Annotated in this window: 21 protein-coding genes and 1 tRNA gene; 8 read left to right on the top strand and 14 right to left on the bottom strand. The window is 58.6% G+C overall.

The window, feature by feature from the left end; genetic code table 11:
- The first annotated feature begins 114 nt into the window (after positions 1 to 114).
- Complete coding sequence (gene parS / locus B0D71_RS02665; RefSeq protein ID WP_240635657.1) at positions 115 to 564, top strand: type II RES/Xre toxin-antitoxin system antitoxin; 450 nt, start codon at positions 115 to 117, stop codon at positions 562 to 564.
- A gap of 595 nt (positions 565 to 1,159) precedes the next feature.
- On the opposite strand, the gene B0D71_RS02655 is transcribed toward parS, so the two are convergent.
- From B0D71_RS02655 to B0D71_RS02625, 6 genes are all read right to left on the bottom strand, one after another.
- Positions 1,160 to 2,458, bottom strand: a complete 1,299-nt coding sequence (locus B0D71_RS02655) for a tyrosine-type recombinase/integrase (RefSeq protein WP_103393356.1) — start codon at positions 2,456 to 2,458, stop codon at positions 1,160 to 1,162.
- Positions 2,459 to 3,573: 1,115 nt separating this feature from the next.
- Positions 3,574 to 3,780, bottom strand: coding sequence for a hypothetical protein (locus B0D71_RS02650; RefSeq protein WP_103393355.1), 207 nt, complete (start codon positions 3,778 to 3,780; stop codon positions 3,574 to 3,576).
- 579 nt (positions 3,781 to 4,359) lie between these two features.
- Positions 4,360 to 5,331 carry a DHH family phosphoesterase gene (locus B0D71_RS02640; RefSeq protein WP_103393353.1) on the bottom strand — a complete coding sequence of 324 codons (972 nt, stop codon included), beginning with the start codon at positions 5,329 to 5,331 and terminating at the stop codon, positions 4,360 to 4,362.
- A 12-nt stretch (positions 5,332 to 5,343) separates the two neighbouring features.
- Positions 5,344 to 6,132, bottom strand: a complete 789-nt coding sequence (locus B0D71_RS02635) for an SDR family oxidoreductase (RefSeq protein ID WP_103393352.1) — start codon at positions 6,130 to 6,132, stop codon at positions 5,344 to 5,346.
- Positions 6,133 to 6,176: 44 nt separating this feature from the next.
- The gene (locus B0D71_RS02630; protein WP_103393351.1) at positions 6,177 to 7,346 is read right to left on the bottom strand and encodes a sulfotransferase family protein; all 1,170 of its coding nucleotides are present in this window, start codon (positions 7,344 to 7,346) and stop codon (positions 6,177 to 6,179) included.
- Positions 7,343 to 8,458, bottom strand: a complete 1,116-nt coding sequence (locus tag B0D71_RS02625) for a DUF1214 domain-containing protein (protein WP_103393350.1) — start codon at positions 8,456 to 8,458, stop codon at positions 7,343 to 7,345. The genes B0D71_RS02630 and B0D71_RS02625 overlap by 4 nt, the downstream gene beginning before the upstream one ends.
- 210 nt (positions 8,459 to 8,668) lie before the next feature.
- Here B0D71_RS02625 and B0D71_RS02620 point away from each other — a divergent pair, with 210 nt between their 5' ends.
- The 4 genes from B0D71_RS02620 (at position 8,669) to B0D71_RS02605 (ending at position 13,368) form a co-directional block, all read left to right on the top strand.
- Positions 8,669 to 9,139, top strand: coding sequence for an SRPBCC domain-containing protein (locus tag B0D71_RS02620; protein ID WP_103393349.1), 471 nt, complete (start codon positions 8,669 to 8,671; stop codon positions 9,137 to 9,139).
- A gap of 65 nt (positions 9,140 to 9,204) precedes the next feature.
- On the top strand, positions 9,205 to 10,149 hold the full coding sequence (gene cysD / locus B0D71_RS02615) for a sulfate adenylyltransferase subunit CysD (protein ID WP_165798676.1): 945 nt from the start codon (positions 9,205 to 9,207) through the stop codon (positions 10,147 to 10,149).
- On the top strand, positions 10,149 to 12,041 hold the full coding sequence (gene cysN / locus B0D71_RS02610; RefSeq protein WP_103393347.1) for a sulfate adenylyltransferase subunit CysN: 1,893 nt from the start codon (positions 10,149 to 10,151) through the stop codon (positions 12,039 to 12,041). Before cysD ends, cysN begins: the two co-directional genes overlap by 1 nt.
- Positions 12,042 to 12,195: 154 nt before the next feature.
- Entirely contained in the window at positions 12,196 to 13,368 is a 1,173-nt protein-coding gene (locus B0D71_RS02605) for a helix-turn-helix transcriptional regulator (RefSeq protein ID WP_103393346.1), read from the top strand.
- Positions 13,369 to 14,082: 714 nt separating this feature from the next.
- Here B0D71_RS02605 and B0D71_RS02600 read toward each other — a convergent pair.
- The 7 genes from B0D71_RS02600 to B0D71_RS02570 form a co-directional block, all read right to left on the bottom strand.
- Positions 14,083 to 15,552, bottom strand: a complete 1,470-nt coding sequence (locus B0D71_RS02600; RefSeq protein ID WP_103393345.1) for an amidohydrolase family protein — start codon at positions 15,550 to 15,552, stop codon at positions 14,083 to 14,085.
- Positions 15,549 to 16,748, bottom strand: coding sequence for an amidohydrolase family protein (locus tag B0D71_RS02595; protein WP_103393344.1), 1,200 nt, complete (start codon positions 16,746 to 16,748; stop codon positions 15,549 to 15,551). Before B0D71_RS02595 ends, B0D71_RS02600 begins: the two co-directional genes overlap by 4 nt.
- Before the next feature lie 79 nt (positions 16,749 to 16,827).
- Complete coding sequence (locus tag B0D71_RS02590; RefSeq protein WP_103393343.1) at positions 16,828 to 17,595, bottom strand: ABC transporter ATP-binding protein; 768 nt, start codon at positions 17,593 to 17,595, stop codon at positions 16,828 to 16,830.
- A gap of 25 nt (positions 17,596 to 17,620) precedes the next feature.
- Positions 17,621 to 18,334, bottom strand: coding sequence for an ABC transporter permease (locus B0D71_RS02585; RefSeq protein ID WP_103393342.1), 714 nt, complete (start codon positions 18,332 to 18,334; stop codon positions 17,621 to 17,623).
- Positions 18,331 to 19,020 (bottom strand): ABC transporter permease, encoded by a 690-nt coding sequence (locus B0D71_RS02580; RefSeq protein WP_103393341.1) that lies wholly within the window; start codon positions 19,018 to 19,020, stop codon positions 18,331 to 18,333. Before B0D71_RS02580 ends, B0D71_RS02585 begins: the two co-directional genes overlap by 4 nt.
- 134 nt (positions 19,021 to 19,154) lie before the next feature.
- Positions 19,155 to 19,925, bottom strand: a complete 771-nt coding sequence (locus tag B0D71_RS02575; protein ID WP_103393340.1) for an ABC transporter substrate-binding protein — start codon at positions 19,923 to 19,925, stop codon at positions 19,155 to 19,157.
- An 80-nt stretch (positions 19,926 to 20,005) separates the two neighbouring features.
- Positions 20,006 to 21,241: a cyanate transporter gene (locus B0D71_RS02570; protein ID WP_240635656.1), complete on the bottom strand. Its 1,236-nt coding sequence runs from the start codon at positions 21,239 to 21,241 to the stop codon at positions 20,006 to 20,008.
- A gap of 117 nt (positions 21,242 to 21,358) precedes the next feature.
- Between B0D71_RS02570 and B0D71_RS02565 the strand changes: the two genes are divergently transcribed.
- From B0D71_RS02565 to B0D71_RS02555, 3 genes are all read left to right on the top strand, one after another.
- Positions 21,359 to 22,231 (top strand): LysR family transcriptional regulator, encoded by an 873-nt coding sequence (locus B0D71_RS02565; RefSeq protein WP_103393339.1) that lies wholly within the window; start codon positions 21,359 to 21,361, stop codon positions 22,229 to 22,231.
- Between the two features lie 187 nt (positions 22,232 to 22,418).
- Positions 22,419 to 23,486 carry an alpha/beta fold hydrolase gene (locus tag B0D71_RS02560; RefSeq protein WP_103393338.1) on the top strand — a complete coding sequence of 356 codons (1,068 nt, stop codon included), beginning with the start codon at positions 22,419 to 22,421 and terminating at the stop codon, positions 23,484 to 23,486.
- Between the two features lie 254 nt (positions 23,487 to 23,740).
- Positions 23,741 to 25,219, top strand: coding sequence for a DUF1254 domain-containing protein (locus B0D71_RS02555; RefSeq protein WP_103393337.1), 1,479 nt, complete (start codon positions 23,741 to 23,743; stop codon positions 25,217 to 25,219).
- 277 nt (positions 25,220 to 25,496) lie between these two features.
- On the opposite strand, the gene B0D71_RS02550 is transcribed toward B0D71_RS02555, so the two are convergent.
- A tRNA-Sec gene (locus B0D71_RS02550) sits at positions 25,497 to 25,592 on the bottom strand.
- Positions 25,593 to 25,597 lie beyond the last annotated feature (5 nt).

Genomic DNA, 25,597 nt, shown 5'->3' with positions numbered 1-25,597 from the left:
CTCGATACCATGTCTTCCTGGGGCGGACAGATCCTAAGGGCGAGCAATGGGGGATATCGCTAGTTCGGGCCACCTGGCCCGGCTTGGTGTTAGGTTTTTCAGGTGGAGGTGAAAGTGCTGTTATCGATCAAGGAATACCAACCCGCGCCCAAGATCCCACAGAGCATTTGGATGACCCTCGGGCTGCCGTCACGCGGTACCAGGCTTCATGACCTGATTGACCAAGGACTGCCTTTTGAAATCCTTGAGCGGATAGCCAGCGTTCTGCAGATGCAGCGAGGGGATATTTCCAAGGCTATTTGTGTATCTCCCTCAACGATGGCGCGAAGGGCGAAAGCAGCACGATTCAACTCCTTAGAAAGCGATCGCTTGGTCGCATTGATTGCTGTCTTTGAGAACGCCTTGACCCTGTTCGAAGACGATGTCGCCGCTGCAACGGAATGGATGAGTACGCCGGTTCGTGGGCTTGGTTCGAAGCGTCCTCTGGATATGATCAGGACGAGGGTGGAAACGAAGGCTGTCATCGACCTTATCGGTCGACTGGACAGGACGGTGCTCGTGTGAGACTCGTCAGGCCAAGGCTTAACGCCTCTCTCTATGTGCTGCGAGGTGCTGCATCTCGCGCTCTGGGATCCGCTGACTTCCACGATTTCGGTTTCTGGAACGCATTCTCGGAGCTCCTCAACCGACATGGAAACAGCATCGCCAATGGGGTCATCCCGATCTTGGCGCTCAATTTCATCAAGAACCGCCAGGTACTGAATCGCTTGGTCAGATCCAGGCTGCTGCCTTTCTAAATCCCACAAAGCGTAGCGCCGTTTGCGTTCGCGCTGCCAGAGACGATTAGCGTCGCTCATCATTATTTGTCTTTCCAGGCGTCAGTGAGTTCGTCTATTCGACCGCAATTTGAGGCTTTTTCGAAAGGACAAGGCAGCGTCGGAAGAGGCGTTCAGACTGCGCTTTGAGACGTACCACTTCTAAATCCGAACGCGTTGGAACAAGCCACCTATCGAGACGTCAAACCTGACCTAAGGTTCTCGGCAGGGTGCAACGCGCACCATCAAGGTCGTTTGAGCCCTGACAAGGTCATCGGCATTCGGGGAATCGAGCATTTCATAGATCGGTTCCTGTGACGTCAATTATTGCTCGGAAGCGACGCTTAACCACGATCGCGTAAGCCTAAGCGCTTGATCGAGTGCGCACGCTCCTGATCGTGTGAGTGGTAATACGTGTTCTGGGTAGTGCTGAGATTGCTATGACGCAGATCGACCTGCAGGTCTTTGGCGTTCCGCAAGGGTGCGTCGAAGGTCGCAGAGGTATGGCGCAACCAGTGTAGAGAAGCGACCTTCAAGCTTTCCATCTCGTGAACCGCACGACCCTCGATGCGCATTCTTTCAAGAGCTTTGTCGAAGACAACTTGGAGGAGGGCGCGTACCTGTCGATCCGACAGGCCAGAACGTCCTCTGAGGGTCTTGATCAAAGGTGTGGTCTCGCCGATCTCAGGAAGTTCGGGTAACCCCAAGAACCGACGATAGCGCTTCAGATATAGATTGATATATTCATCCCTGACAGCAATCTTTCCGATCTTGTTACCTTTGCCCACGGCGTGATACCACCAGCTGCCTTCAGGATCTTGGCGGAAGTCACCCATAGAGGGCTTCCAGTTTTGTCGCCCGACAACATCAGACACGCGTAGATACATAGCAAACAATGTTGAAAGTATAAACAGTGTACGCTCATGCCGAGCAGGTTCGGACTCCGCCAGCTTTTCAGCCGTTTCAAGCACATAGCTCCATTGCAGCGGCGTCAATGCACGTGTAACCGCGGTCTCTTGAATATCATCACTATAACGGCCAGACTTTTTGATCATTCGGAAAGGGTTTGCCGCTGCATAGCCATCTTCAACCATAAATTCGAAGAAGCGACTGCAAATCGAGAAAACTTGATTTATTGTGCTGTTAGCTGCGCTATATGTGCTCTCGATTATTCCTTGCACTTGATCATCGGAGTCATTCCGTGGTTTCGCCGATTTAATGTTGAATGGACGCCAGTTAGGATTAGGGATAACAGGGTCTTCGAGCGCGGCCTGCGCATCATTATTTTTCACGAAACGGCTACGCGTCACAGGCCCAATCCAGTCTCGAGGTGGATTACGGCAAAAACTCAAATAATCCTGAGCGTCCTGGCGCTTTAGTTTATTCAGCGGCTTCTCGTTAATTAGCAATGACCACAACAGCAACCGCTCAATATGGATGCGATACGAGCTGAAGGTCTGAGCGTTATCGGAAAATGCCCGCAGGAAAGATCGTACGGCTAAATAACCACGTGCAGCCCCTAGCACAGAGGGGAACGAAGCAAGGTAAGCCTTAACGCACGGGGTAGTTGGCTCGCTGCAACTGAAATTCTGGTCAAGGAAAGACTCGTATGTATTGAATAAGGGCTTCGGCGAGCGAGACATTTATGACCACCAGACGTTAGTTAGTGCCATTAGAAGACTTCCAGTTATGACAGTAATCGGAAGTAATAAGCCTATTTTGCATAATCGGCCTCACTTCTCATGAAGCTGGGATTTAAGAAAGCCCGATGGTATCGCGCTCGTTACTATCGCGCAACTCTAGATCCTCGCCGCACCGAATACCTGAACTTATCTCAATATTTCGTTAAATTCCCGCACTAACCTCCCGTTTACTTTACAGACATCCATTCGAATACCTATTAAGAAAGGAGACACCTGTGAATGCATCCTTTTAGTCTCCTGATTTCGTTACATGCTGTAGTCACGGTAAAATCTCGTAAAAACGTCACATCTACGCTAATGACTGGAATTTCTGGGTGGCGGGTAGTCAGATGGTTTAAATCCACTGGTGAAATCTCACGATTTTGTGTCCGGAAAGTAAGATCCGCAGCACTACATGAGGTCTAGTGCAGAGCAGTTCTCAGCCCAGTTTTTTCAAAAAAGCATTATAGGGTAGAGCTACTAGGCTAAGTCAGGCTTGATCTTCGGCAATCCAAGCGCTGGGATTGCGCAAAAATCTTCCTACGCAATCAGAGCGGTCGGAGCGGTCGGAGCGGTCGGAGCCTAGATTTATCTCGTCAAATCTTCACAAAAAACACGACAGGCCATGTCTCACGATTTCGTTAAGAACAGATAACACATTGTATTTATTGGTTTTTATCTCGAATCCGCAATCAGGGTTAAGCGAAGCTGTCTCACGATTAATTGATAAACTCTAAGCTAGCAACAAAAATGATGAAATCTGCTGAACCCCACGTAAACAAAGGCTTACAGGCAAAATCTAGGATACATAGCAGTCTCATGATTACGTAGCAATCGATGGTGAGATCAGCACTACATTTTTTGCAAAATACATATAAATCAATTAGTTAATGGCTTATCGAGGAGAAATCTCGTCATTTCGCGACTGCCTCAGTCAACTTTGAGTATTCGCTCGAAAGAGCTTGAGCGGAGGTGGCTTTCAGATACTGTATTTAACATAATATACATTATACGTAATATCGTATCCTTACGTGGGGGTCAGTGGTGGCCAGATTTAAAGTCAGGCATAGCCTCTCTCAAACATCACCTGGCCCAGCTTGCTGGCTGGCGATGTAATTCACATTGAATGCATCCTGCAATCCGCGCTCTTTGTGATAACCAACCACGCAGGCCAACCTCCAGCGCAACACGCTATCAAGACGTTTTAAAAACGACGCCAGGACTCGGGGAAAACTGATCGCAACCGGCGTGTGGACTGACATGATCTGTTGACGCTGTTTCATGCCGTTCCTGAGACTGCATATCCAGCAGGATTGTTTTGAGAGATACCGCAATGTGTTCACCAATAGTAGGTATTCATACGAGTCTGAAAGCGCGAATTTTCTGTCCCGACTCTGACTGAGGAGCATCGTTATCAAGGACGCTGGTTTCACAGGTCGTTCCCTGATTCTGATCAGGCGTCATAAAGCTCTTGAGCAGTTGCAGCAAATGTTGATGAGCATCCCGCAACCCGGATGCTTTAAGGTACTTGTGCCTGTTTTCAATCGTCCGGTCTGGAAAGTGAACCATTGCAGTCATCCATCGTGCAGTGATGACCCGGTTTCACGGGGTGATTCAGGTATTTTGTGGTTAGAAATCACGAGATATCACCGGTCGGACCGGCAATATTTGTGTTTCAGCGCACTATTATCCTTTGTGCTTCAGCGTGGATGAGTAAGGCAGATGAACGATTCAATGGATGAGGGTTTTGCAGTACCCTGCCCCTTTTATATTTGTTTAAATTATAACTAAACTAAATGTCAGTTTAGTTTAGTTATAATTAAGCACCCTCTTTGCCAGTTGGTATATGAGCGTTGATCTCATCAAGTTCTGCACGGATAACTTGCGAGCAAGCGATCTGCAAATGCAGGCAGATCCGCCGTGGCCAAACGGTTGATCCCGGCTGCGCGCTTGCGTCCACCCCCCGTTGGGAACTGACGACAGAACGCATCCGCCGTCAGCTCAGTGCCGTCAGGTACACGAAGGCTGAACGCCCAATCACCATCGGCCCTGGCACTGAGCAGGCCAATGGCCTGTCGCGGGGCCTGAGCGGCTAGTTTATTGGCCAGCACCCCGCTGACCCGGCGCGCCCATGGTTGCGATGGCAAGCGATAGAGCCGCGCGCCGTCGCCTGCACACCACGGCGCCAGGTCAGCGGCAGCCGCCATGTCTGCGGCGTGCCCCGCTCTGAGGATCTTGAAGCTCGTGCTTTCGCGGATGAAGTCGATTGGATTGCGGTAAGGCCACAGTTCGCCTGCGAGTGCCAACGGATCGAAATGCAGGTCCTCCAGGCTGTCGCCGTAGGCGTTGTAATTCAACAACTGACCCAGCTCTTCCAGGGCCACCACTTCTTCTTTGTTCAACCCGTGCCGTTCGGCCAGTGCTCGCGCCGGACCGGCCAGGCCATCACCAAACGCGCCGACCACCGCCCAGCGGTGCTCTCGTCCCGAGAGGTAGTTGTCCACCAGGATGCTGGTGCACACGTGGGCCGCGGTATCGATAAATGATTCGAACCCCGGATGTCGAGGCAGCTCACCCGCATAGTGGTGATCGAAATAGCGCACCCGGGCACCTGCATCGAGCAAACGCTGCGTCTGCTCGCGGTTCTGCTCGTGAGCCACGTCCAGCACGGTGACTCGCTCGCCATGAGCGGCCGTGACCCGGCTGAGCAGTCCGATGTCGCGCTTGACCCCACTGATCAAGCGCACTTCGCGGTCCAGTTCCCCGGCAAGACGCAATTGTTGCAGCGCACAGAGGCCATCTGCATCGCCATTAAAAGCGCAGAGATCAATCATCTGTTTTCTTCCTCAGTGCATCATCTCGCCGCCGTTGGCATCCAGTTGCGCGCCATTGATTGCACTGGCGTAGTCCGATGCCAGGAACAGCGCAGCCCGGGCGCACTCTTCATCAGTGCGCATACGTCCCCCCGGGATCCCGGCACTCAATTCGGCACGTACCTGTTCTTCACTGACGCCCCGTGCAGCGGCAGTCTGGCGTACGAGGGCCTGAACCGGCTCGCCCCACATCCAGCCACATGCCAGGGCGTTGACCCGCAGACCATGCACCGCCTGCTCGGTCGCCAGGTAGCGCACTGTCGCAGCCAGCGCGCTTTTCGAGGCGGCATAGGCAGCACCACCCTCATAGGGCTTGCGCACTCCCAGGGTATTGATCATGACAATGGCGCCGGCGCCCTGAGTGCGCATTTGCCCCAGCACGGCGCGGCTCATGTTCAACGAGCCGAGCAGATTGACTTCCAGGGCCTCGCGCAATGGTGCGTTGTCGCCCTCCTCCACGGCCTGAAAGCCGCCATGGGAGAAGGCGCTGTTGATCAGCGCATCGATGCGCCCGAATTGTTCGAGGGTGTTTGCGGCGAAGTGATTACAGGCATCGATATCAGTAATGTCCGTGGGTACACACAACACCTCGCAGGTGTTGGTGAGCGCCAGGATTCGTTGTTGCGCTTCCAGCAGCCGCCCCTTGTCCCGCGCCCCTATGGCAACAGCGCGCGCACCTTCGCGCGCGGCCTCCAATGCCAACTTGATACCCAGCCCCGGGCCGACACCCGAGACCATCACGACCTTGTCTTTCAACAGCATGGGGAGAGTCCTCTTATTGTTATGAGTTTCGTGTTGCCCAGGTTTCAGGCCTGGATATGCCGGGCTCGATACTCGGCATAGTCGCGTTGCAATATCTCTTCACTGAGGCCGAACTGGTCGGGGCTGTAGTGATGAACAGCACGCTTTTCACGGCCGTTTGCCTGCAGCCATTGCCCCATGGTCGCCCGGGTCTGCATCGTCAATTCAAGACCGGCAAATTGGTAGATCCTTTCGACTACAGCCTGCGGCTCGGCCACGGTGTCTTCGAAGTGCACATCAAGGAAACGCTCTTTGGGCATACGCTCGCGGACCGCCATCGCATGGCGTAACGCACGTGCCATACGCCGGTTCCACTGCTCTCCTACGGCCTCGGCATCGACCTTGTCGCTGTAGAGCAACCAGAGGGTATGGATAAAGCTGGCCAGCGAAGGAATGGTCCTGGCGGGTTCGCGGTGGGTGAGGACAACCTGCGCTTTTGGAAAAACCTCGAACAGCAGCTCCAGGGTATGCAGATGCTGCGGGCTTTTGAGCAACCAGCGGCGGCCAGGCTCGATGCCCCGACGCGCTTGCTGCCATTGCAGGAACTGCAGGGTTCGCTTGAGGTACTGATACACCTGGGTCTGATCCTGGCCGTCAAGCCAGGCGGTGTAGCTCGGCACATTGACGTAGGAATCCATGGCGCACAGGAACGAGTGCTCCATGAGCATGAACTCCTCATCGGGCTGCTCGGCGTCCAACGGGTGGATGGCGAGCAACTGCGGGAGGAACTCGATCATCCCCGCGACTTCGGCGCGCGCCCGGGCGATACGCTTGAGTGGCTGTTCCAGTGTTTCACCGGGCAAGGGTGCGGGGTAACGGGTTTCCCACCATTGTGCCTTGCTGAACTGCGGGTCCACCGCCAGTGTGCGCTGCAGCAGTGTGGTTCCGGTGCGCGGCAGGCCGACGATCACCAACGGTTCATCGATGGGTTGCTCAAGGATTTCCGGATGACGCCGAAGGTGATCCTCCATGACCAGGCGATTGACCAACTGCCCCAGCAGTTTTTCGCGCAACAGGCCCCGTCCGGCGGACGACAGGCACGCTTCACTGTTCAGGGCGTCAGCCAGTATCAGCAGACCCTGGCGAAAATCGCCGGGACCGAAATCCTCGAGTCCACCGGCACGAGCGCTGGCTTCAGCTAGCAAGGCATCAAGGGCAAAATCATTGGCGCTCATCGCACAAGCTCCTTCAGCTCATTGCGTTTGACCACGCGAGTGGTCGGGTGCACGGGATGCTTGGCCCCCACCCAGCGCAGGCAGAGGGTGCCATGGGGATGGCTGGCGGTTTCCAGCCAATTCTCCAGGCCGGGATCAAAGCCGCTGAGCACCATGCGCAAGCGGCCATCCTCGTCCAGGCGCGCCGAGTGCTTGTTCAGGCAGATGCGGTGGTAGCGGTAGTCGAGCGACTCCATCCAGTAGTTGTTGATCTGCACATTCCAGAAGTCGCAGTCGGGCACCCGATCGACCTCGATCAGCAATGCCTCGTCTTCGGCCAGGGCCCAGTAGGAGTGGTAATAGAAGATGTTCGGGTCGCCCCCCACTGACTGGCACAGCGCCTGGTCGGCGGCCGGCAGTTGATTGGGGTGTGCCTGGTAACCCTGGGCCCAATCGGCAAACAATCGGGCGGTGTTCTCGACGAAACTGCCCACCCTTTGCAGGCTTTGCTGCAAGCGTGGCGCAGACATCGGATCGGGTATATGCCCCGCACTCAGACGCTCTATTCGCAGTTGTGCCGGTTGCTCGCTGCTACGGTCAAGAAAAGTCTGGCGCACTATCAGGGCATTACTCTGCGGCTCCAGCCGCAGCCAGTTACCTTCAGCCGGAGGGCGTTGACTGAGGATGATTTCAAAGTTGCCCTCGGCATCCAGCGCCAGTAGCCCGGCATCGAGGAAACCGGTCTGAATCATCTTGCCATCCGTCTCATAGCCACCCTTCTGGGAGCCGAAGCTGAGGTAGGCAACGCTGCCACGGTTACCGCTGACCCGGTAATCATGTTCGCCGTTCAGGCGCGCATAGCTATACAAATTATCGGGGTTGTCAGCGCCAATTTTCGCCGTTTCATGGGACGGGGTGATGAAGCCGGGGAAGTCCGGATCAGCAAACTCCAGGTGCATTTCCAGGGCAATCCGCAGTAAGCGAGTGAGATAGCGAAAGCCTTCGGCACGGGTCTGCACATCGCCCGGTGCTTCGGGGCGCAGTATCTGCTCGCCACTGCGGCGCAATTGCTCGCAAAAGAGGTTCCAGCTCTCTCCGCTGAGAACCTCCTGATCGATCCTGTCTGTAACCATGTCGCTCTCCTCTGTCGGCGGACACCCCGCCTCTGCCAGTGACCTTAGGGAGTACCCGCTTGCCGGTTCTTCGTCCAAGCGGACTAAGCGCCCGCCTAGTCCGCACGGACGAGGAACCGTCTCACCCTGAGCGGCGAGGATCGCGCCTGAGCCCTTGGCTTGCTCCCCGCCGCGGTTCGTGGCGCGGAGACACCCTCAGAGGAGTTACCCATGACCACAGAGAAAAACCTGGTCCGTTCAGTGACCGTGGACATCGCCGCTCCGGCCGAATTTGTCTGGTCGGTACTGATCGACCTTGCGCGTTATCCGCAGTGGAACCCGTACACCGTAAAGGTTGAGTCGAGCCTGCAATTGGGCGAGCCGGTCAATCTGTTTCTACCCAATCCCGGGCGGCCAGGTGAGCGGCTGCACGTGATCGAGTACCTCGCGGACTTCGAGCCCCACCGGTTACTCGCCTGGGAGATGTATGCCAACGCCGACAATCCCGACGCTGCCCGACGCGAACAGCACATCGAGCGCACCGGCGCGGGCAGTTGCCGCTACCACACCACCGACCAGTTTCTCGGCGCGACCGCTGACCAGGTCATGGCCAATCATGGTCCCTGGGTGCAACAGGGCTTCGACGCCGTTGCCCTCGCCCTCAAGGTCCGTGCCGAGATGCTTTACGCGTCCGTCGCGTGACCTTCAGCCGCTGTCGCCCTCTTCGTCCGAGCAGACGAAGAAGCGCCAGCGGCGCTTTACCTACCGTGACGTCCAGCCGGAGCCCAACCCGGCAGAACTCGAGGAGGTATCCGATGTTGACTCATCTGCAATGGCTGGAAGCGGAAAGCATCCAGATCATCCGCGAAGTGGTCGCCGAGTGTGAAAACCCGGTGATGCTTTACTCCATCGGCAAGGACAGCGCCGTCATGCTGCACCTGGCGATGAAAGCCTTCGCCCCGGGCAAACCGCCCTTCCCCTTGCTGCACGTGGACACCACCTGGAAGTTTCGCGAAATGATCGCTTTCCGCGACCAGACCGTTGCACGCCTGGGCCTGGAATTGCTGGTACACGTCAATCCCGAAGGCGTGGAAAAGGCCATCGATCCGTTTACCCATGGCTCGGCCCTGCATACCGACGTGTGGAAGACTCAAGGTCTGAAGCAGGCCCTGGATCACTATGGTTTCGACGCGGCTTTCGGCGGTGCCCGCCGTGATGAAGAGAAGTCGCGGGCCAAGGAACGCATGTTTTCCCTGCGCTCCGAACAGCATCGCTGGGACCCCAAACAACAGCGTCCCGAGCTTTGGCGCTTGTACAACACACGCAAGCGCAAGGGCGAAAGCCTGCGGGTATTCCCATTGTCGAACTGGACCGAGCTGGATATCTGGCAGTACATCTACCTCGAACAGATCCCCATCGTGCCACTGTATTTCGCCAAAGAGCGTCCGGTGGTGCAGCGCGACGGCACGCTGATCATGGTCGACGACGAGCGACTGCCGCTCAAGCCGGGAGAAACCCCGCAAATGCGCAAGGTGCGTTTCCGCACGCTCGGCTGTTACCCGCTGACCGGCGCTATCGACAGCGACGCCGACAACCTGCCGGCGATCATCGGCGAGATGCTGGTCAGCCGTACTTCTGAGCGTCAGGGTCGACTGATCGACAGCGATTCGGCTGGTTCCATGGAGAAAAAGAAGCAAGAGGGGTATTTCTGATGAGCGCGCTGAACGACACCTTCAATAGCGACCTGACACCCTATCTGGAACAGCAACAGAACAAGCAACTGCTGCGTTTCATCACCTGTGGCAGCGTCGACGACGGCAAAAGCACCTTGATTGGCCGCCTGCTCTATGAGTCCAAGGCACTGTTCGAGGACCAGCTTGGCCAACTGGAAGTCGATTCGAAAAAACTCGGCACCCAGGGTGACGAACTGGATTTCGCCCTGTTGGTCGATGGCTTGAGCGCCGAGCGCGAGCAAGGCATCACCATCGATGTGGCCTACCGTTTTTTCGCCACCGACAAGCGCAAGTTCATCGTTGCCGACACCCCCGGCCACGAACAATACACCCGCAACATGGTCACCGGCGCCTCGACCGCCGACCTCGCGGTGATCCTCATCGATGCCCGCCAGGGCATACTCACCCAAACCCGTCGGCACAGTTACCTGGTGTCCCTGCTGGGCATCCGCAAGGTCGTTGTGGCCATCAACAAGCTGGACCTGGTGGACTATTCCCAGGCGGTATTCGAATGCATCGAAGCGGATTACCGCGCGTTCGCCACGCAGATTGGCTTGCATGACATCCAGTGCATCCCGCTCTCTGCGCTACGTGGCGACAACATGCTTGAAGCCAGCCCGAACACCCCCTGGTATCAAGGGCCGACCCTGCTCCAGCACCTGGAAAATGTCCCCCTTGAACAGGCGCGACAAGTCGAGGCCGCGTTCCGCCTGCCCGTACAATGGGTGAATCGACCAAACCTCGATTTTCGTGGTTACTGCGGCAATGTCGCGGCCGGCAGCGTCAGCGTCGGTGATCGTATCCGGGTGCTTCCATCAGGACAGCAGAGTGAGGTCAGCGCGATCTTCGGCAGCGCCGGGCAACAGCAAACAGCCCTTTGCGGCCAGGCCGTCACCCTGACACTCAAGGACGAAATCGATATCAGCCGCGGCGACTTGATTGCGCTGGCTGACGCGCCGGCGGCCGTCGCCGACCAGTTCGAGGCGACGCTGGTGTGGATGGACGAAGAGCCAATGTTACCCGGGCGTCCTTACCTGATGAAGATCGGATGCCGGACCGTCAGCATGAGCTGCGCCAACCTCAAGCACCGGGTTGACGTGAACAGCCTGGAGCACCTGGCTGCCAAAACCCTGGAGCTGAACGGTATCGGTGTGTGCAACTTGCACCTGGACCGGCCGATCGCCTTCGATGCTTATGCCGACAACCGCGATACGGGTGGCTTCATCATTATCGATCGCTTGAGCAACCGAACGGTCGGCGCCGGCATGCTGCGCTTTGCCTTGCGCCGCGCACAGAACGTGCACTGGCAAGCCATCGACGTGAACCGCGAAGCACATGCGATGCTCAAGGGGCAGTCGCCGCGAATCCTGTGGTTCACCGGATTATCCGGCGCAGGCAAGTCGACCATTGCCAACCTGGTGGAACGCAAGCTGTATACCCTCGGCCGGCACACTTACCTGCTCGATGGCGACAATGTTCGCCATGGCTTGAATCGCGACCTGGGCTTCACTGAAGCAGACCGGGTGGAGAACATCCGCCGGGTCTCGGAAGTGGCGAAGCTGATGCTCGATGCCGGCCTGATCACCCTGGTGTCGTTCATCTCGCCTTTCCGTGCCGAGCGCGAGATGGCACGCCGCCTGGCGGGAGACGGTAATTTCCTTGAAATTTTCGTCGATGCGCCGCTGGCCCTGGCCGAACAGCGCGATCCCAAAGGTCTGTACCAGAAAGCCCGGCGCGGTGAGTTGAAGAACTTCACCGGGATCGACTCACCTTATGAGCCGCCCGTAGCGCCGGACATCCATATCGATACCCGCAATGAGTCAGCCGAGACTGCCGCCGAACGTATCGTCGAGGCACTGCTGGCACTGTAAAAGCCAATGAGCGCGGCGCTATACCGGCATGTGCCGGTGTAGCGCTGCCTCTATCACATCGCCCGGCAACCTGCCTAAGCCAAACGGACGATTTTCCCGCCAGGGACGCGATCAATACTCGAATGACAAAAACAAGCAGTAGTGAGGCGCATACATGACCCTCCCTTTTTCGGTCTGCAAGGACCTTGCTCCCAATACCGATATCCCGTCTTCAGAGCTCAGCAGCTTGCTCGCCCTGGTCTATCAAGGCCCCCTGGAGCCCACACCCTGGTCCGGCCTGCTGGAAAACTTGCGCCAGCGTTTCGAGGCCAGCTTCTTCACCTTGGTGCTGCGCAACCCCGACCATGAACGGCCGGGGCTGATCGTCAATGCTTCGATTCATGGGCCCCTGCTGCCAGGCGAGCCGTTTTACAGCGAGCAGTACTACTCGATCTGCCCCTTCATCGACTGGCCTGTCGAGCAGGTGGCCAGTGCCGATCAGGTACTCGGCGCCGACGCCTGGCTCGCCCACGACTTCTACCGTAGTTATCTGCAGCCACTGGATCTGCGCCACGTTCTGGTCGCCAACATGCGCACGCCCACGGGCATGCACTGCGCCTTGTTCGCTTGCCGCAACCACGCCAGTCGAGACTTCGATACAGCGGAGATTGCCCTGATTCGTCTGCTTTTGCCCCACCTGCAACAAGCAGTGGACCTGCATTCGGCCGTGGAGCAACTGGACTCCGAACGCCAGCTCTATGCCGCGACCATTGACCGTCTGATGGTGGGCACGGCGATCCTCGACGAAGACGGCACAATGATGCGTTGCAACCGCGCCGCCCAGCGACTGTTCGACAGCCGTGACGGCCTGGAATGCAGACACGACAAGCTCCGTGCCTTCACCAGCCAGCAGAACCGCAGTGTGCAGCAAGCCATCCAGGCGGTGTTGAAACAACGCCAGCGTGGTCTGGATGACATCGAGGTATTGGCCCTGACTCGACCAAGCGGCGAGATGCCACTCAATTTACTGCTACGCCCCATCCCCGTGAGCTATCAAGCCCGCAACGGCGCACGACGGCCGGCCGTAGCGGTGTTCATCCGCGACCCGGCGGACTCACCCCAGGCATCGCGCAACCTGCTGCGTAGCCTGTTCCAGCTGACGCCGACAGAAACAGAAGTGGCCATGCTCGTCATGGACGGGCAAACCCTCGATGAAACCGCCCAGGCACTTGGGGTTTCTCGCAACACGGTGCGCGCCCATTTACGCGGCGTGTTCGCCAAGACCGGCGCCACCCGCCAGGCTCAATTGGTCAAGACACTGCTCAACAGCGTGGCGTCGCTCGGATAGTCAATTGACTGTTAATACGAGGTTACGCTCCCCCCACACGAGCAAGTCGAATCGCCGGCAAGCCGGCGATGGACTCAAGTGCGCCGCGTTTATCCAGTTCGCACGCGTTATCGTTAACGACCATCGCTGGCAAACCAGCTCCTACAAGGGACCTGCAAATCACCCGGGAAACACAGATGACGCAATACCTGTAGGAGCCGGCTTGCCGGCGATGGACTCAAGTGCGCCACGTTTATCCAGTTCGCACGCGTTATCGTTAACGACCATCGCTGGCAAGCCTGCTCCTACAAGGGACCTGCAAATCACCCGGGAAACACAGATGACGCAATACCTGTAGGAGCCGGCTTGCCGGCGATGGACTCCAGAGCGCCGCGTTTTATCCGGTACACACGCGTTATCGTTAACGACCATCGCTGGCAAGCCAGCTCCTACAAGGGATCTCCAAATCACCCGGGAAACACAGATGACGCAATACCTGTAGGAGCCGGCTTGCCGGCGATGGACTCCAGAGCGCCACGTTTATCCAGTTCGCACGCGTTATCGTTAACGACCATCGCTGGCAAGCCAGCTCCTACAAGGGACCTGCAAATCACCCGGGAAACACAGATGACGCAATACCTGTAGGAGCCGGCTTGCCGGCGATGGACTCCAGAGCGCCGCGTTTATCCAGTTCGCCCGCGTTATCGTTAACGACCATCGCGAGCAGGCTCGCTCCTACAGGGCCGGGTGATAGCGGGCCGCGCGCCAGAGGTTTTTCGATTCTTCTGTCAGATGGCGCAAGCCACTACGGTCCAGCATGCGTTCCGACTCCTCTTGCACCGCGGCCAGCACAGCGGCCTCGTCGACGGCGTGTACGACGTAGTTTTCCATCAGGACCTTGCCATCGACGATGGTGGTACACACATCTGCACCGTTGGCGAAGCACGTGACACGGTGGACCGGCATGTTCATCGGCATCAGGTGCGGCTTGTACAGGTCGATCAGAATGATATCGGCCTTCTTGCCGACTTCCAGCGAGCCGATCTCATGGTCCATCGACAGTGCCTTGGCGGCGTCGATAGTGACCATTTCCAGCACCTTGCCCTGGGGCAGGATGTCCGGGTCGCGGAAATGCCGACGGTGGTAATGCATGCACTGGAACATGTGGCGGAACATGTCATAACCACGGTCCGGGGCGGCGCCGTCGGAACCGATGGCGACGGTTACATTGGCCTCGATCAGTTCCGGTACCGGGCAGCGACCCAGGATCGACATGATGGCGCTCGGGTTGTGCACGATCTTGGTCTGTGTCTCGCGGCACAGGGCGATGTCTTCCTCGGTCAAGTCAATGCAGTGCGACATGAAGGATGTCGGGCCGAGCAGCCCCAGTTCACGGTGCGCCAGCGTCAGCGTACCGGCCCGGTGGCCATCCTGGGTGAACGTGAGGCCATAGCGCTGGGCCAGGGCCAGGTAATCCTGTGCCTGCTGGCGGAACAGCGGTGCCAGTTCCCGATGGCCGGGCTCGTATTGTGGCGCGTACACCGGCAACGTGAGGGCAATGCGCACCCGGCCGTCACCCATGCCGTCGCAGCTCCTGGCGATTTCTTCGCAAGTCTCGAACATGGTCTCGAAACTGACGTCGCGCCGAATGGGCGGCTCGCTCGACCAGTCCAGGTAAGTATGCGGCCCTGGAGCCCGCGACGGCCCGACCGCGACCACCGAGCGGGTACCGATTTCGGCGATCGCCCGGGCGTGGCGTTGCGCGTAGACCGGGTCGTCGACGCGCATGATCGAATCGCCTCCACCCAATAGCGACACGCCGGTGGTGGTGCCGCATTTGAGCCGCTCCAGTGCCGACAACCTGGCATCGGCCTCCCAGAACTCGACGCCAGACGCCGAGGTGTAGATGGTCTGGCAAGCCTCCATCCAGGCATCGCCCTCCCCGCCACCGATGGTTTTCAGCATGGCGTGGCCGGCATGGGCGTGGCTGTCGATCAAGCCCGGGAGCACCGCCTTGTTGCGTGCATCGATGACTTTGTCAGCCGTGAAGCGAGCCCGCAGTTCATCCGTGTGCCCCACCGCTACGATGCGGTTGCCAAGCACAGCCACTGCGCCGTCGTTGATGACGCGCCGTTGTTCGTCCACGGTGATGACCACGCCGTGCTCGATCAGCAGGTCGACTTTGTTGAGTGTATGTTGAGTCACAAGCGGCTCCGCAGCAGATGGCCATTTTTCGCCACGACGACTCCGCGGCTGATCACCGTGCGCGCCAGTGGACGAGCCACGACGGCTTCACCCAGCGTCTCTGCAGGCAGCAACAACAGATTGGCGGATTGCCCCGTTGCCAATCCGTAATCACTGCGCCCAAGTGCCCGGGCGCCGTTGCTGGCGGCGGCTTCGAACGCCGTGCCGATTTCAGGGTCGGTCCGCATGCCGCAACGCAATGCGAGCAACATCGCGCGTTCGAGCATGTCGCCGTTGCCCATCGGGGTCCATGCGTCGCGAATGCCATCGGAACCGAGGCAGACGTTTACCCCCGCCGAGAGCAGTTCTGCAAAGGGGGGGATGGCAATATCGGAAGGCGCCGTGGTCATGATTGAAATCCGGTTGGCAGCCAGGCGCTCAGCCAATGGCAGTACCTGGGCCCAGTCTTTCATGCCCAGGCAAAAGGCATGGCTGATCATCACCCGCCCCTGACGCTGATAGCGCTCGGTGAAGTCAATGATCCGGGCAATCTGCCAGAGCCCCAGCTCCCCACCGTCATGCAGGTGGATGTCGATACCGCGATCAAACCTGTCCGCGAGTTCGAACAGGATCGACAGGTGCGCAATCGGATCGTTGTCTATGCCGCAGGGGTCCAACCCCCCTACTACCTCGACCCCCAGCTCCAGGGCTTCGCGCATCAATGCCTCGACCCCTGGGCGGTTGACCAGGCCAACCTGCGGGAAGGTGACGAACTCGATATCAACCAGGTCGCCATAGTGCTCGCGCAGCGCCAGCATGGCTTGCACATGCTCAATGCCCAGTTCGGGATCGGCGTCTACATGACAACGGAACGTCAGCGAGCCGCGAGCGATGCATTGCTCCAGCAAAGCACCCGCGCGCTCGGCAATCGGCGATGTCAGTTCACGCAGGATTTGCCGTTCGTTCGCTATGCGTGCCTTGAGGTTCGGACCTGCACTGTGCGGCCGCCACGGTTGGCCCCACAGGGTCTTGTCCAGATGGATGTGGCTTTCCACCAGCGACGGAACGAGCAGCTGACCTTGCCCGTCAAGGTCGGGCTCGGCGACCGGATTGCCACTGGCCGGCTGACGATCGCCGATACGACCATCAACAATCTGTATATCTTCAATGTCGCCGCCATAGGGGCGGACATTACGCAACCAGAACGATTGGATCATTGGAACCTCATCAAGCTTTCGAACAAGCCCTGTCGACAGACAGCCGAAAGGGGCTCTGTTTACGGAGTCACCGCAAGGGCTATTTCAAGTTGCCGGCCAGGAACTGCTTGAGGCGCTCGCTCCTGGTGTGCTTGAACAGTTGCTCCGGGTTGCCTTCTTCCTCGATCTTGCCCTGATGCAGGAAGATCACGTGGTTGGACACCTCGCGGGCAAAGGCCATCTCGTGCGTCACCACCACCATGGTCCGACCCTCTTCGGCCAGGGCCTGCATCACCTTCAGCACCTCGCCGACCAGCTCGGGGTCGAGCGCCGAGGTCGGCTCGTCGAACAGCATCACTTCCGGCTCCATCGCCAAGGCCCGGGCGATCGCCACGCGCTGCTGCTGGCCACCGGACAGGTGCGACGGATACTTATCCTCCATGCTGGCCGGCAGGCCGACTTTGGCCAGGTACTTGCGTGCGCGGGTCACCGCCTCATCGCGGCTGAGGCCCAGCGCATGCATCGGCGCCTCGATAACGTTTTCCAGCACTGACATGTGTGCCCACAGGTTGAAGTGCTGGAACACCATGGACAGCTTGGTGCGCATACTTTGCAGCTGCTTCTGGTTGGCCACTCGCAGCCCGCCGTTCTTGTCCTTCTCGGTGCGGATTTCCTCGGCGTTCACCGTAATGCGCCCGGCACACGGCTGTTCGAGGAAGTTGATGCAACGCAAGAACGTACTCTTGCCCGAACCTGAGGAGCCGATAATGCTGATCACATCGCCGGCCTTGGCCTTGATCGACACGCCCTTGAGCACTTCGTGGTTGCCATAGTTCTTGTACAGATCGTCTACGGTCAGTTTGTACATGGTGTTGACCCTGCGTATGCGGCCTTCAGGCGGCCTGTGGTTTCAGGAAGGCCAGCCAGCGGGTTTCACCGCGACGAAATAGCCAGACAAGCGACAGCGCAATCGTCGCGTACAACAGTGCAGCGATGAAGAAGGCCTCGAACGACGCATAGGTCGCCGAGTTGACGTCGCGGGCGACCTTCAGCAGGTCGGGAACCGTGGCGGTAAATGCCACCGAGGTTGAATGCAGCATCATGATCACCTCGTTGCTGTAGTACGGCAGTGCGCGACGCAGCGCCGAGGGAAGGATGATGCGCCGGTACAGGTTGAACTTCGACAGGCCGAAGGCTCGGGCCGCCTCTACCTCGCCATAGGGCACCGACTTGATCGCGCCAGCGAAGACTTCCGTGGTGTAGGCGCAGGTATTGAGCGCGAACGCCAGCACCGTGCAGTTGAAGCCTTCGCGAAAGAACATGTCGAGGAACTCGTGTTCGCGTACCACGCTCAGGCTGTAGACACCGGTGTAGATGATCAACAGCTGTATATAGAGCGGCGTGCCACGAAACACATAGGTGTAGAACCAGACCGGAATCCGGATAAAGCGGTTTCTTGACACGCGAGCCACGGCCAGCGGCACCGACAGCACGAACCCTATCGCGATCGACAGCACCAGCAGCCACAGGGTTATTGCCAGGCCGGAAAAGTTGGCGCCGTCCGACCACAAATACGCTTGCCAGTATTCCTGGATGATCGCAATCACAGTTCAGCCTCCCGAACACCGACGGAGTAATGGTGCTTGAGCCATATCAAGACGCCGTTTGAGACAGTGGTAATGAACAGGTAGATCAGCGCACCGATCACGGTGAAATAGAACAGCTGCATGGAGCTCTTCCCGGCGTCCTGGGTGGCCCTGACGATATCGGACAGACCGATGATGGACACCAGCGCGGTCGCCTTGATCATGACCTGCCAATTGTTGGCAATGCCAGGCAAGGCAAAACGCATCATTTGCGGGAACAGAATCCGGTAGAACGCCTGCCATGGGCTCAGGCCATAGGCCATGGCTGCCTCTGTCTGGCCGCGCGGGACCGCCTGGAAAGCACCGCGAAAGGTTTCGGTAAAGTAGGCGCCGTAGATAAACCCCAGCGTCGCAACACCGGCAAGAAACGGATCGATATCAATCTGATCCATTCCAAGCCCTTCGGTGACCTGATTGAGGACGATCTGAATGCTGTAGAACAGCAACAGCATGGTCACAAGGTCGGGAACACTGCGTATCAGCGTGGTATAGAGGGTGGCGACATTGCGCAGCCACCGATTGCCTGACAACTTGGCACTGGCGCCTGCCAGACCAATCAGTACGGCGGTCGACAGCGATAACATGGCCAGCTTCAGTGTCATCCAGGTGCCACTTGCGATCAGCGGCCCATAGTCTACCAAGGACATAGCATTCTCCTTGAGTTCGATAGGCCAGCTTGTGCTGCCTATCTTTTTCAATTGTGTTGTTCTTGTTTTTGAATGCCGCAAAAGCCTGGATTCGCAACGTGTTCGAAGGCTCACTGCCTGCAACTTGAAATCAATCAGTTGTACACATCAAAGGAGAAGTATTTGTCGGAGATCGTCTGGTAAGTGCCGTCCTTGATGATCTCGGCCAGCGCCCCGTTGATCTGTTCGCGAAGTTCATTGTCATCCTTGCGCAAACCGATCCCCGCACCCACGCCGAGGGTTTTCGGGTCGCGCAACTCCGGGCCGGCAAAGGCGAAATCACGTCCGTTCTCGGTTTTCAGGAAGCCCAGGTCGGCCTGGACAGAAGATTGCAGCGCTGCATCCAGGCGGCCGGCCATCAAATCCTGGTAAACCATGTCCTGGTTCTGGTACGTCATGATGTTGACGCCCTTGGGCGCCCAATAAGCCCGGGCATAGGTTTCCGACGTCGAGCCCTGCTCGATCCCTACCCGCTTGCCTTGAAGGGATTCGGGCGTTGGCAGGAGATCAGAGCCTTTTTTCGCAAGGAGACGCGGCAGGACATTACTGATCTTGTCGGAGAAGGCGATCTGCGCCTGACGCTTCTCGGTCACGCTCATGGAGGAAAGAATGCCGTCGAACTTCTTGGCTTTCAGCGCCGGGATGATGCCGTCGAAGGCGTTCTCGACCCATACACATTTGACCTTCAGCTTCTCGCAGATCGCATTGCCCAGATCGATATCGAAGCCCACAAGCGTGCCATCGGGCGCCTTCGACTCGAACGGGGCGTAGGTGGGGTCAACGCCAAAGCGAATGACTTGCAAGTCTTTCGCATAGACACCGCTGGCAGCCAAGGCCAGAACAACTGAAACGGCTAACTTCTTCATATCAATCTCCGTAGGCACAGTGGTACTGGCGTTTAAAAGTGGCCAGTTCTGTTTAGGGTTTTTGTAATGTTTAACCTAGGTCACAACGTTTGCATGCTGCGGCGGTAGCTCGCCGGGGAGAACGTGAATGTCAGCACCGCCATCGCGGCGAGCACTCCGATGTGCAGCCACCAGCCGGTGGTGAAGCTCCCGCCGGAGTCGCGCAGCCAGCCGATCAACCAGGGAGCAGTCGATGCGAGCACAAAACCGATACCTTGGACGAAGGCCGCCAAGGTCCCGGCCGCCTGCGCGCCGGGCAAGTGGTCGAGGCTGACAATCAGGCTGAGTGAAAAGAACCCGCCAAGGCCGAAACCGGCCAGTGCGACCCACAACCACGGTGCTGCGTTGGGGGCCAGCGCGAAGCCGGCGAAACCCGCGGCCTGTAGCGCTATCGTCAGCCACAAGGCCGCGCGTCGGTCGATGCTGCGACGGGCGAGCATTGGCATCGCGAACGCGGCCGTTGCCTGGAACATCGCCAGCCACGCGAGCAAGTTGCCCGAGGCTTGCAGGCTCATGTTCTGCTGTTGGTAGAAGGACGGCAGCCAGGCCACCAGGCTTGAGTAACCGCTGTTGGTGAGTCCGAAGTAGGCGGCCAACTGCCACGCACGGCGATTCTTGAAGAAGCTTGCAGTCAAGACCGGGGCAGGTCCGCCAGCGGCAATCGGCGCAGTGCGTGGCGCGCACACCAGCCAGAGCAAGAGCACGGCAAGCGCTGGCAACGCCCAGACAGAAAGCCCTAACCTCCAGCCCCCGTACGCATGCAACCAGGTGCTGGCCAGCGAACCGAGCGCACCGCCGCCGACCAATGCCGCCGAGTAGAGCCCCATCACCATCGCAATCCGTTCAGGAAACCAGCGCTTGGCGACACCCGGTATCAAGGCCTGGATCACCGCCACGCCGGTGCCGGCTATACCGGCGCCAATGATCAATTGCGAACCGTCCTTGACCACGGCGCGCGACGCGCAACCGAGCATCAACAGCAGCAATGCGCCGGCCAGCGCCCGCTTCTCGCCGAAACGCCGTGCGACACTGATGCCAATAAAGGCAATCAGGCCCATCAGCACGAAGGGCAAGGTGGTCAGCATCGCGGCGGCGCGAAAATCGAGGCCAATGTCGGCGCGTACCAGGTCGAGCACCGGCCCTACCGAAGTCAAAAATGGCCGCAGGTTCAAGCCCAGCAACACCAGCAGCACCAGTGCAACCAGGGACACCTCACCAGCGCGCGGCACGTGCGTAGCGATGCAAGCCGATCCGCGGTCAGTCACGTCAGTGGTCATCACATTTACCCTGGCAATCCGGTCAAGAAGTCCGCATCAGCGGTTGTTCTTAAAGATTAAGAGCAGGTGCTATTATTCGGAAATGAAATGTTCGAATGACTATTAGTGGGAAACGTAATGACTTCGACACTGATCGATCCGTTGCTACTCAGGAGTTTCGTCGCGGTGGTCGAGAGCGGCAGCTTCACCCGCGCCGGTGAGCGCGTGCACCTCAGCCAGTCGACCATCAGCCAACAGTTGAAGCGGCTCGAGGAGCAACTTGGCTGCGAGCTGGTCAACCGCAACGGGCGCTACGTCGGCACCACCGAGGACGGCGAACGCCTGCTCGGCTATGCGCGCCGGCTCCTGGGGCTGATGGAAGAAGTCGTGGAAGAATTTCGCAAAGGCCACGCACAGGGCGAATTGCACATCGGCGTGCCGGAAGACTTTGCCTCAGACTTGCTGACGCCGACGCTGGGCGCCTTCGCACGCGCGAATCCGTCGATAAGGCTCGAAATCAGCAGCGGGCTGAGCAACACGCTATGGCAGCAATTTAGTGCCGGCGACTACGACCTGGTACTGGTCAAGCAGCGCCCGGGACAGGTCGTGGGGCACGCCGCCTGGCCCGAACCGCTCGCCTGGTTCGACAGCCTCAGCGAGCCGACGTACGAGCGCGACCCGCTGCCACTGGTGGTGTTTCCGGTCGGCGGCTTGTATCGCGATGAAATGATCCACGCGCTCGAGAGCGCCGGCCGACGCTGGAGCATCGGCTACAGCAGCGCGAGCCTGGCGAGTGTACGCTCGGCGGTCGCCGATGGTCTCGGCGTCAGCGTCCTCCCTGCGCGACTGGCCCTGCCCGGCCACCGACGCTTGGGTACAGCCGAATCCTTCCCCGAACTGGCGCCACTGGAAATCGCCCTGCACCTGCGCCCCGACGCACCACGCCGGGTGATCGATCTGGCGGAGCAACTGACAAGGCTATGTGCGCAGGTGACCGGCCACGTCGGCTGACATGCGCAATAAATGACTCCGCTGACCCGCTGTGTATCACACTGTGTCAGCGCGACTTCCCGATACACAGACTTTCATGCGGCTGGTGATTGGACACAGGCCAGATACGTTGTCGCGTTTCAATGCAAGCAAGGTTTGCAGGGGCACAGAGCGTCCCCTGACCCATGGCTGGTAATGGAGACATCCCATGAAGATGGCACTGCGCAACAGCAACACCGGCAAGACTCGCCGCCACCTGGTCGGCCCTTCGATCCTCGCGCTGACCTTGTTCGGCGTATTTGGCGCGGCCCACGCGCAAACGTCTGCCACCGCGCAGCCAACGGCGTCCCCTGCCGAAACCTCCCAGGCGGCGCACTCGCCTTTCGGCCCGCTCAAGCATGTCAACGCCGGGTTGCTGGACGTGGCGTACGCCGAGACAGGCCCGGCTAACGGGCCGGTGGTGATCTTGCTGCACGGCTGGCCGTACGACATTCACAGCTATGACGACGTTGCGCCGTTGCTCGCCGCCAAGGGCTATCGGGTGCTGATGCCCTATGCGCGCGGCTATGGCGATACGCATTTTTTGTCCGAAAAAACCTTGCGCAATGGCCAGCCGGCTGCGCTGGCCAGTGATGTCATCGACTTCATGGATGCCCTGAAGATCAAGCAAGCGGTGCTCGGTGGTTATGATTGGGGCGCGCGTTCGGCGGACATTGTCTCGGCATTGTGGCCGGAGCGTGTCAAGGCGCTGGTCTCGGTCAGCGGTTACCTGATCGGCAACCAGGCGGCCGGCAAGAACCCGCTGCCACCCAAGGCGGAACTGCAGTGGTGGTATCAGTTCTACTTCGCCACTGACCGCGGTCGCGCCGGTTACGAGAGAAACACCCACGACTTCGCCAAGTTGATCTGGCAATTGGCTTCGCCGAAATGGGCGTTCGATGACGCCACCTTCGACCGCAGTGCCAAGGCACTGGACAATCCCGATCATGTCGACATCACCGTGTTCAACTACCGCTGGCGCCTGGGCCTGGTCCAGGGCGAGAGCCGGTACGAAGCGCTGGAGCAGAAACTGGCCACGGCGCCGTCCATCAGCGTGCCGACCATTACCCTTGAAGGCGATGCCAACGGCGCACCGCACCCGGCCCCCGAGGATTACGCCAAGCGCTTCACCGGCAAGTACGAATTCCGCCTGATCAACGGCGGCATCGGCCACAACCTGCCGCAGGAAGATCCGCAGGCGTTCGCCAAGGCGGTGATCGATGCGGACCATCTTTGAAAGCTGATAACCACCATCGTAGGCACGATCCTTTGTAGGAGCCAGCTTGCTGGCGATGGTCGTTAACGATTACGCGTGTAAACCGGATAAACGCGGCGCACTTGAGTCCATCGCCAGCAAGCTGGCTCCTACAGTTTGGCGTTCACATCATTTCGACCAGGACGCGGCTCCTACAGGTATTGCGGCGGCAAACATGAGCTATCTTTTCAGCAACTCACCTGCATCCGGTGACTGCTATCAAGTAAGGACGCTCTATGATTCGTTTGCTGCGGCATCATGCCCTTTTTGCCCTGACCTTCGTCAGTGTTGTCACCGCCACCCCCCTGTTGGCTGCCCAAAACAAAGCTGTCGAAGCCACCGTCGCCAGCCCGGTCACAGGGCCCGTCGCAGGCACCAAAGTGACTGAGCCGTACGTACGCATGATGGCGCGCGAGGCGTATTTCTGGGCTTGGCCGATGGCCAACATCTTCAATCGTCGCCAGACGTTCAAGAACCTGCCCGAGCCCGGCTTGATGGGGGGCATTGTTCCCGTGGCGCCGATCAATCGCTTGTCGATGCTCAGTGACTACATCGACCCGGCCGAGCGGTTGGTGGCTTGTCCGAACCAGGACGTGGTGTACGGCGCCGGCAGCATCGCCCTGGACATTGAGCCAGTGGTGCTGCAAGTGCCGGACTTCAATGGCCGCTTTTGGGTGTACCAGGTGGTGGACCTACGCTCGGACAGCTTCGCCGAACTGGGCAAAATGTATAACACCCAGCCAGGTTTCTATCTGTTGGTCGGCCCGGACTGGAACGGCAAGGTACCGCCTGGCATCAGGCGGGTGTACCGGGCGCGCACCAACACTGGGTTCGTGATCCCGCGGGTCTTTCAGGACGACACCGCCGCCGACCGCCAGGCTGTGCAGCCGGCACTGGCGGGCATCGACATGTACCCACTGTCGCAATACGACGGCAAGGCCAAACGGCGCGACTGGAACAAACAACCGAAATTCCCGGCCCAGGCTGCTGAAGGCAATGCCGAAACCAAATGGGTGGACCCGGAGAAATTCTTCGACGAACTGCCGGCCCTGCTCAAGGACGCCAAGCCATTACCAGGTGAAGAAGCCCGTTACGGGCAAATGGCCGCCCTTGCAGCCATCGCCAAGGCCGACCCGCAACTGCGCGCCGCGATGATTGACGAGGCGAAAAAGGCCGACAGCGAAGTCATCGACCCGCTGTTGCAGTTCCGCAACTACGGTCTGCAATTGCCCAATTACTGGAGCACCGTAAGCAACGGCGCGGCGTTCGGCACCGACTATTTCACCCGTACCGCCGTCGCGCGCTCGAACATATTCGTCAATCAGCAGAAAGAGACCAAATACTTCTACCAGGATCTGGATGAGAACGGCCTGCGCCTCAACGGCCAGTACGGCTACAGCGTCACGTTCGCCAAAGGCAAGCTGCCACCGGTCAAGGGGTTCTGGTCGCTGACGCTGTACAACGAACAGCACTTCTTCGCCCCCAATGAACTCAAGCGCTATTCCATCGGCACCAAGAACAAATCCCTGCAAACCAACCCTGATGGCTCGTTGACCATTTACGTGCAAAGCGAATCACCGGGCAAGGACAAGGAAAGCAACTGGCTGCCATCGCCTAAAGGCGCCGAATTCTCGCTGTACATTCGCGCCTACTGGCCGCAAGCCGATGCCCTCGACGGCGACTGGACTCCACCGGCCGTGGTGAAAACCAATTGAAAAGGACTTCAACGTTGAACGCAGCCAAGGCGTTTTTCGACAAGGCCTGCAAACCCGGCGATTTGCACAAGCAGTAACCCGTGATGCCGTGAACAAATGAGCGCCCAAGTGGCGCTCATTTCGTTTGGGCGGCATGGCTAACACAAATCCCTGTAGGAGCGAGCTTGCTCGCGATGGTCTCAATAGCACCGCGTTTAACCAGCAAACACGCGTTATCGTTAACGACCATCGCGAGCAAGCTCGCTCCTACAGGGGATCGGGTTGAGTCTGGGGGAAATGGCGGAAGGCAGCCGGAGTCGAACCTGCCCGGGAACGGATGCCGTCCCCAACCGGGTTTGAAGCCCGGCCGCGCCACCGGGCGCGATTGCCTTCCTTGAA

Source organism: Pseudomonas laurylsulfativorans (genome assembly GCF_002906155.1).
Lineage (GTDB): Bacteria > Pseudomonadota > Gammaproteobacteria > Pseudomonadales > Pseudomonadaceae > Aquipseudomonas > Aquipseudomonas laurylsulfativorans.
The sequence above is the reverse complement of the archived record's forward strand: the minus strand, read 5'-3'. Positions and strand labels throughout refer to the sequence as shown.

Bases quoted from the DNA above. Each gene is read 5' to 3' on its own strand.
- B0D71_RS02655 (WP_103393356.1), bottom strand. From the start codon at position 2,458: ATGTCTCGCTCGCCGAAGCCCTTATTCAATACATACGAGTCTTTCCTT.
- B0D71_RS02650 (WP_103393355.1), bottom strand. From the start codon at position 3,780: ATGAAACAGCGTCAACAGATCATGTCAGTCCACACGCCGGTTGCGATC.
- B0D71_RS02640 (WP_103393353.1), bottom strand. From the start codon at position 5,331: ATGATTGATCTCTGCGCTTTTAATGGCGATGCAGATGGCCTCTGTGCG.
- B0D71_RS02635 (WP_103393352.1), bottom strand. From the start codon at position 6,132: ATGCTGTTGAAAGACAAGGTCGTGATGGTCTCGGGTGTCGGCCCGGGG.
- B0D71_RS02630 (WP_103393351.1), bottom strand. From the start codon at position 7,346: ATGAGCGCCAATGATTTTGCCCTTGATGCCTTGCTAGCTGAAGCCAGC.
- B0D71_RS02625 (WP_103393350.1), bottom strand. From the start codon at position 8,458: ATGGTTACAGACAGGATCGATCAGGAGGTTCTCAGCGGAGAGAGCTGG.
- B0D71_RS02620 (WP_103393349.1), top strand. From the start codon at position 8,669: ATGACCACAGAGAAAAACCTGGTCCGTTCAGTGACCGTGGACATCGCC.
- cysN (WP_103393347.1), top strand. From the start codon at position 10,149: ATGAGCGCGCTGAACGACACCTTCAATAGCGACCTGACACCCTATCTG.
- B0D71_RS02605 (WP_103393346.1), top strand. From the start codon at position 12,196: ATGACCCTCCCTTTTTCGGTCTGCAAGGACCTTGCTCCCAATACCGAT.
- B0D71_RS02595 (WP_103393344.1), bottom strand. From the start codon at position 16,748: ATGATCCAATCGTTCTGGTTGCGTAATGTCCGCCCCTATGGCGGCGAC.
- B0D71_RS02590 (WP_103393343.1), bottom strand. From the start codon at position 17,595: ATGTACAAACTGACCGTAGACGATCTGTACAAGAACTATGGCAACCAC.
- B0D71_RS02580 (WP_103393341.1), bottom strand. From the start codon at position 19,020: ATGTCCTTGGTAGACTATGGGCCGCTGATCGCAAGTGGCACCTGGATG.
- B0D71_RS02575 (WP_103393340.1), bottom strand. From the start codon at position 19,925: ATGAAGAAGTTAGCCGTTTCAGTTGTTCTGGCCTTGGCTGCCAGCGGT.
- B0D71_RS02570 (WP_240635656.1), bottom strand. From the start codon at position 21,241: ATGACCACTGACGTGACTGACCGCGGATCGGCTTGCATCGCTACGCAC.
- B0D71_RS02565 (WP_103393339.1), top strand. From the start codon at position 21,359: ATGACTTCGACACTGATCGATCCGTTGCTACTCAGGAGTTTCGTCGCG.
- B0D71_RS02560 (WP_103393338.1), top strand. From the start codon at position 22,419: ATGAAGATGGCACTGCGCAACAGCAACACCGGCAAGACTCGCCGCCAC.
- B0D71_RS02555 (WP_103393337.1), top strand. From the start codon at position 23,741: ATGATTCGTTTGCTGCGGCATCATGCCCTTTTTGCCCTGACCTTCGTC.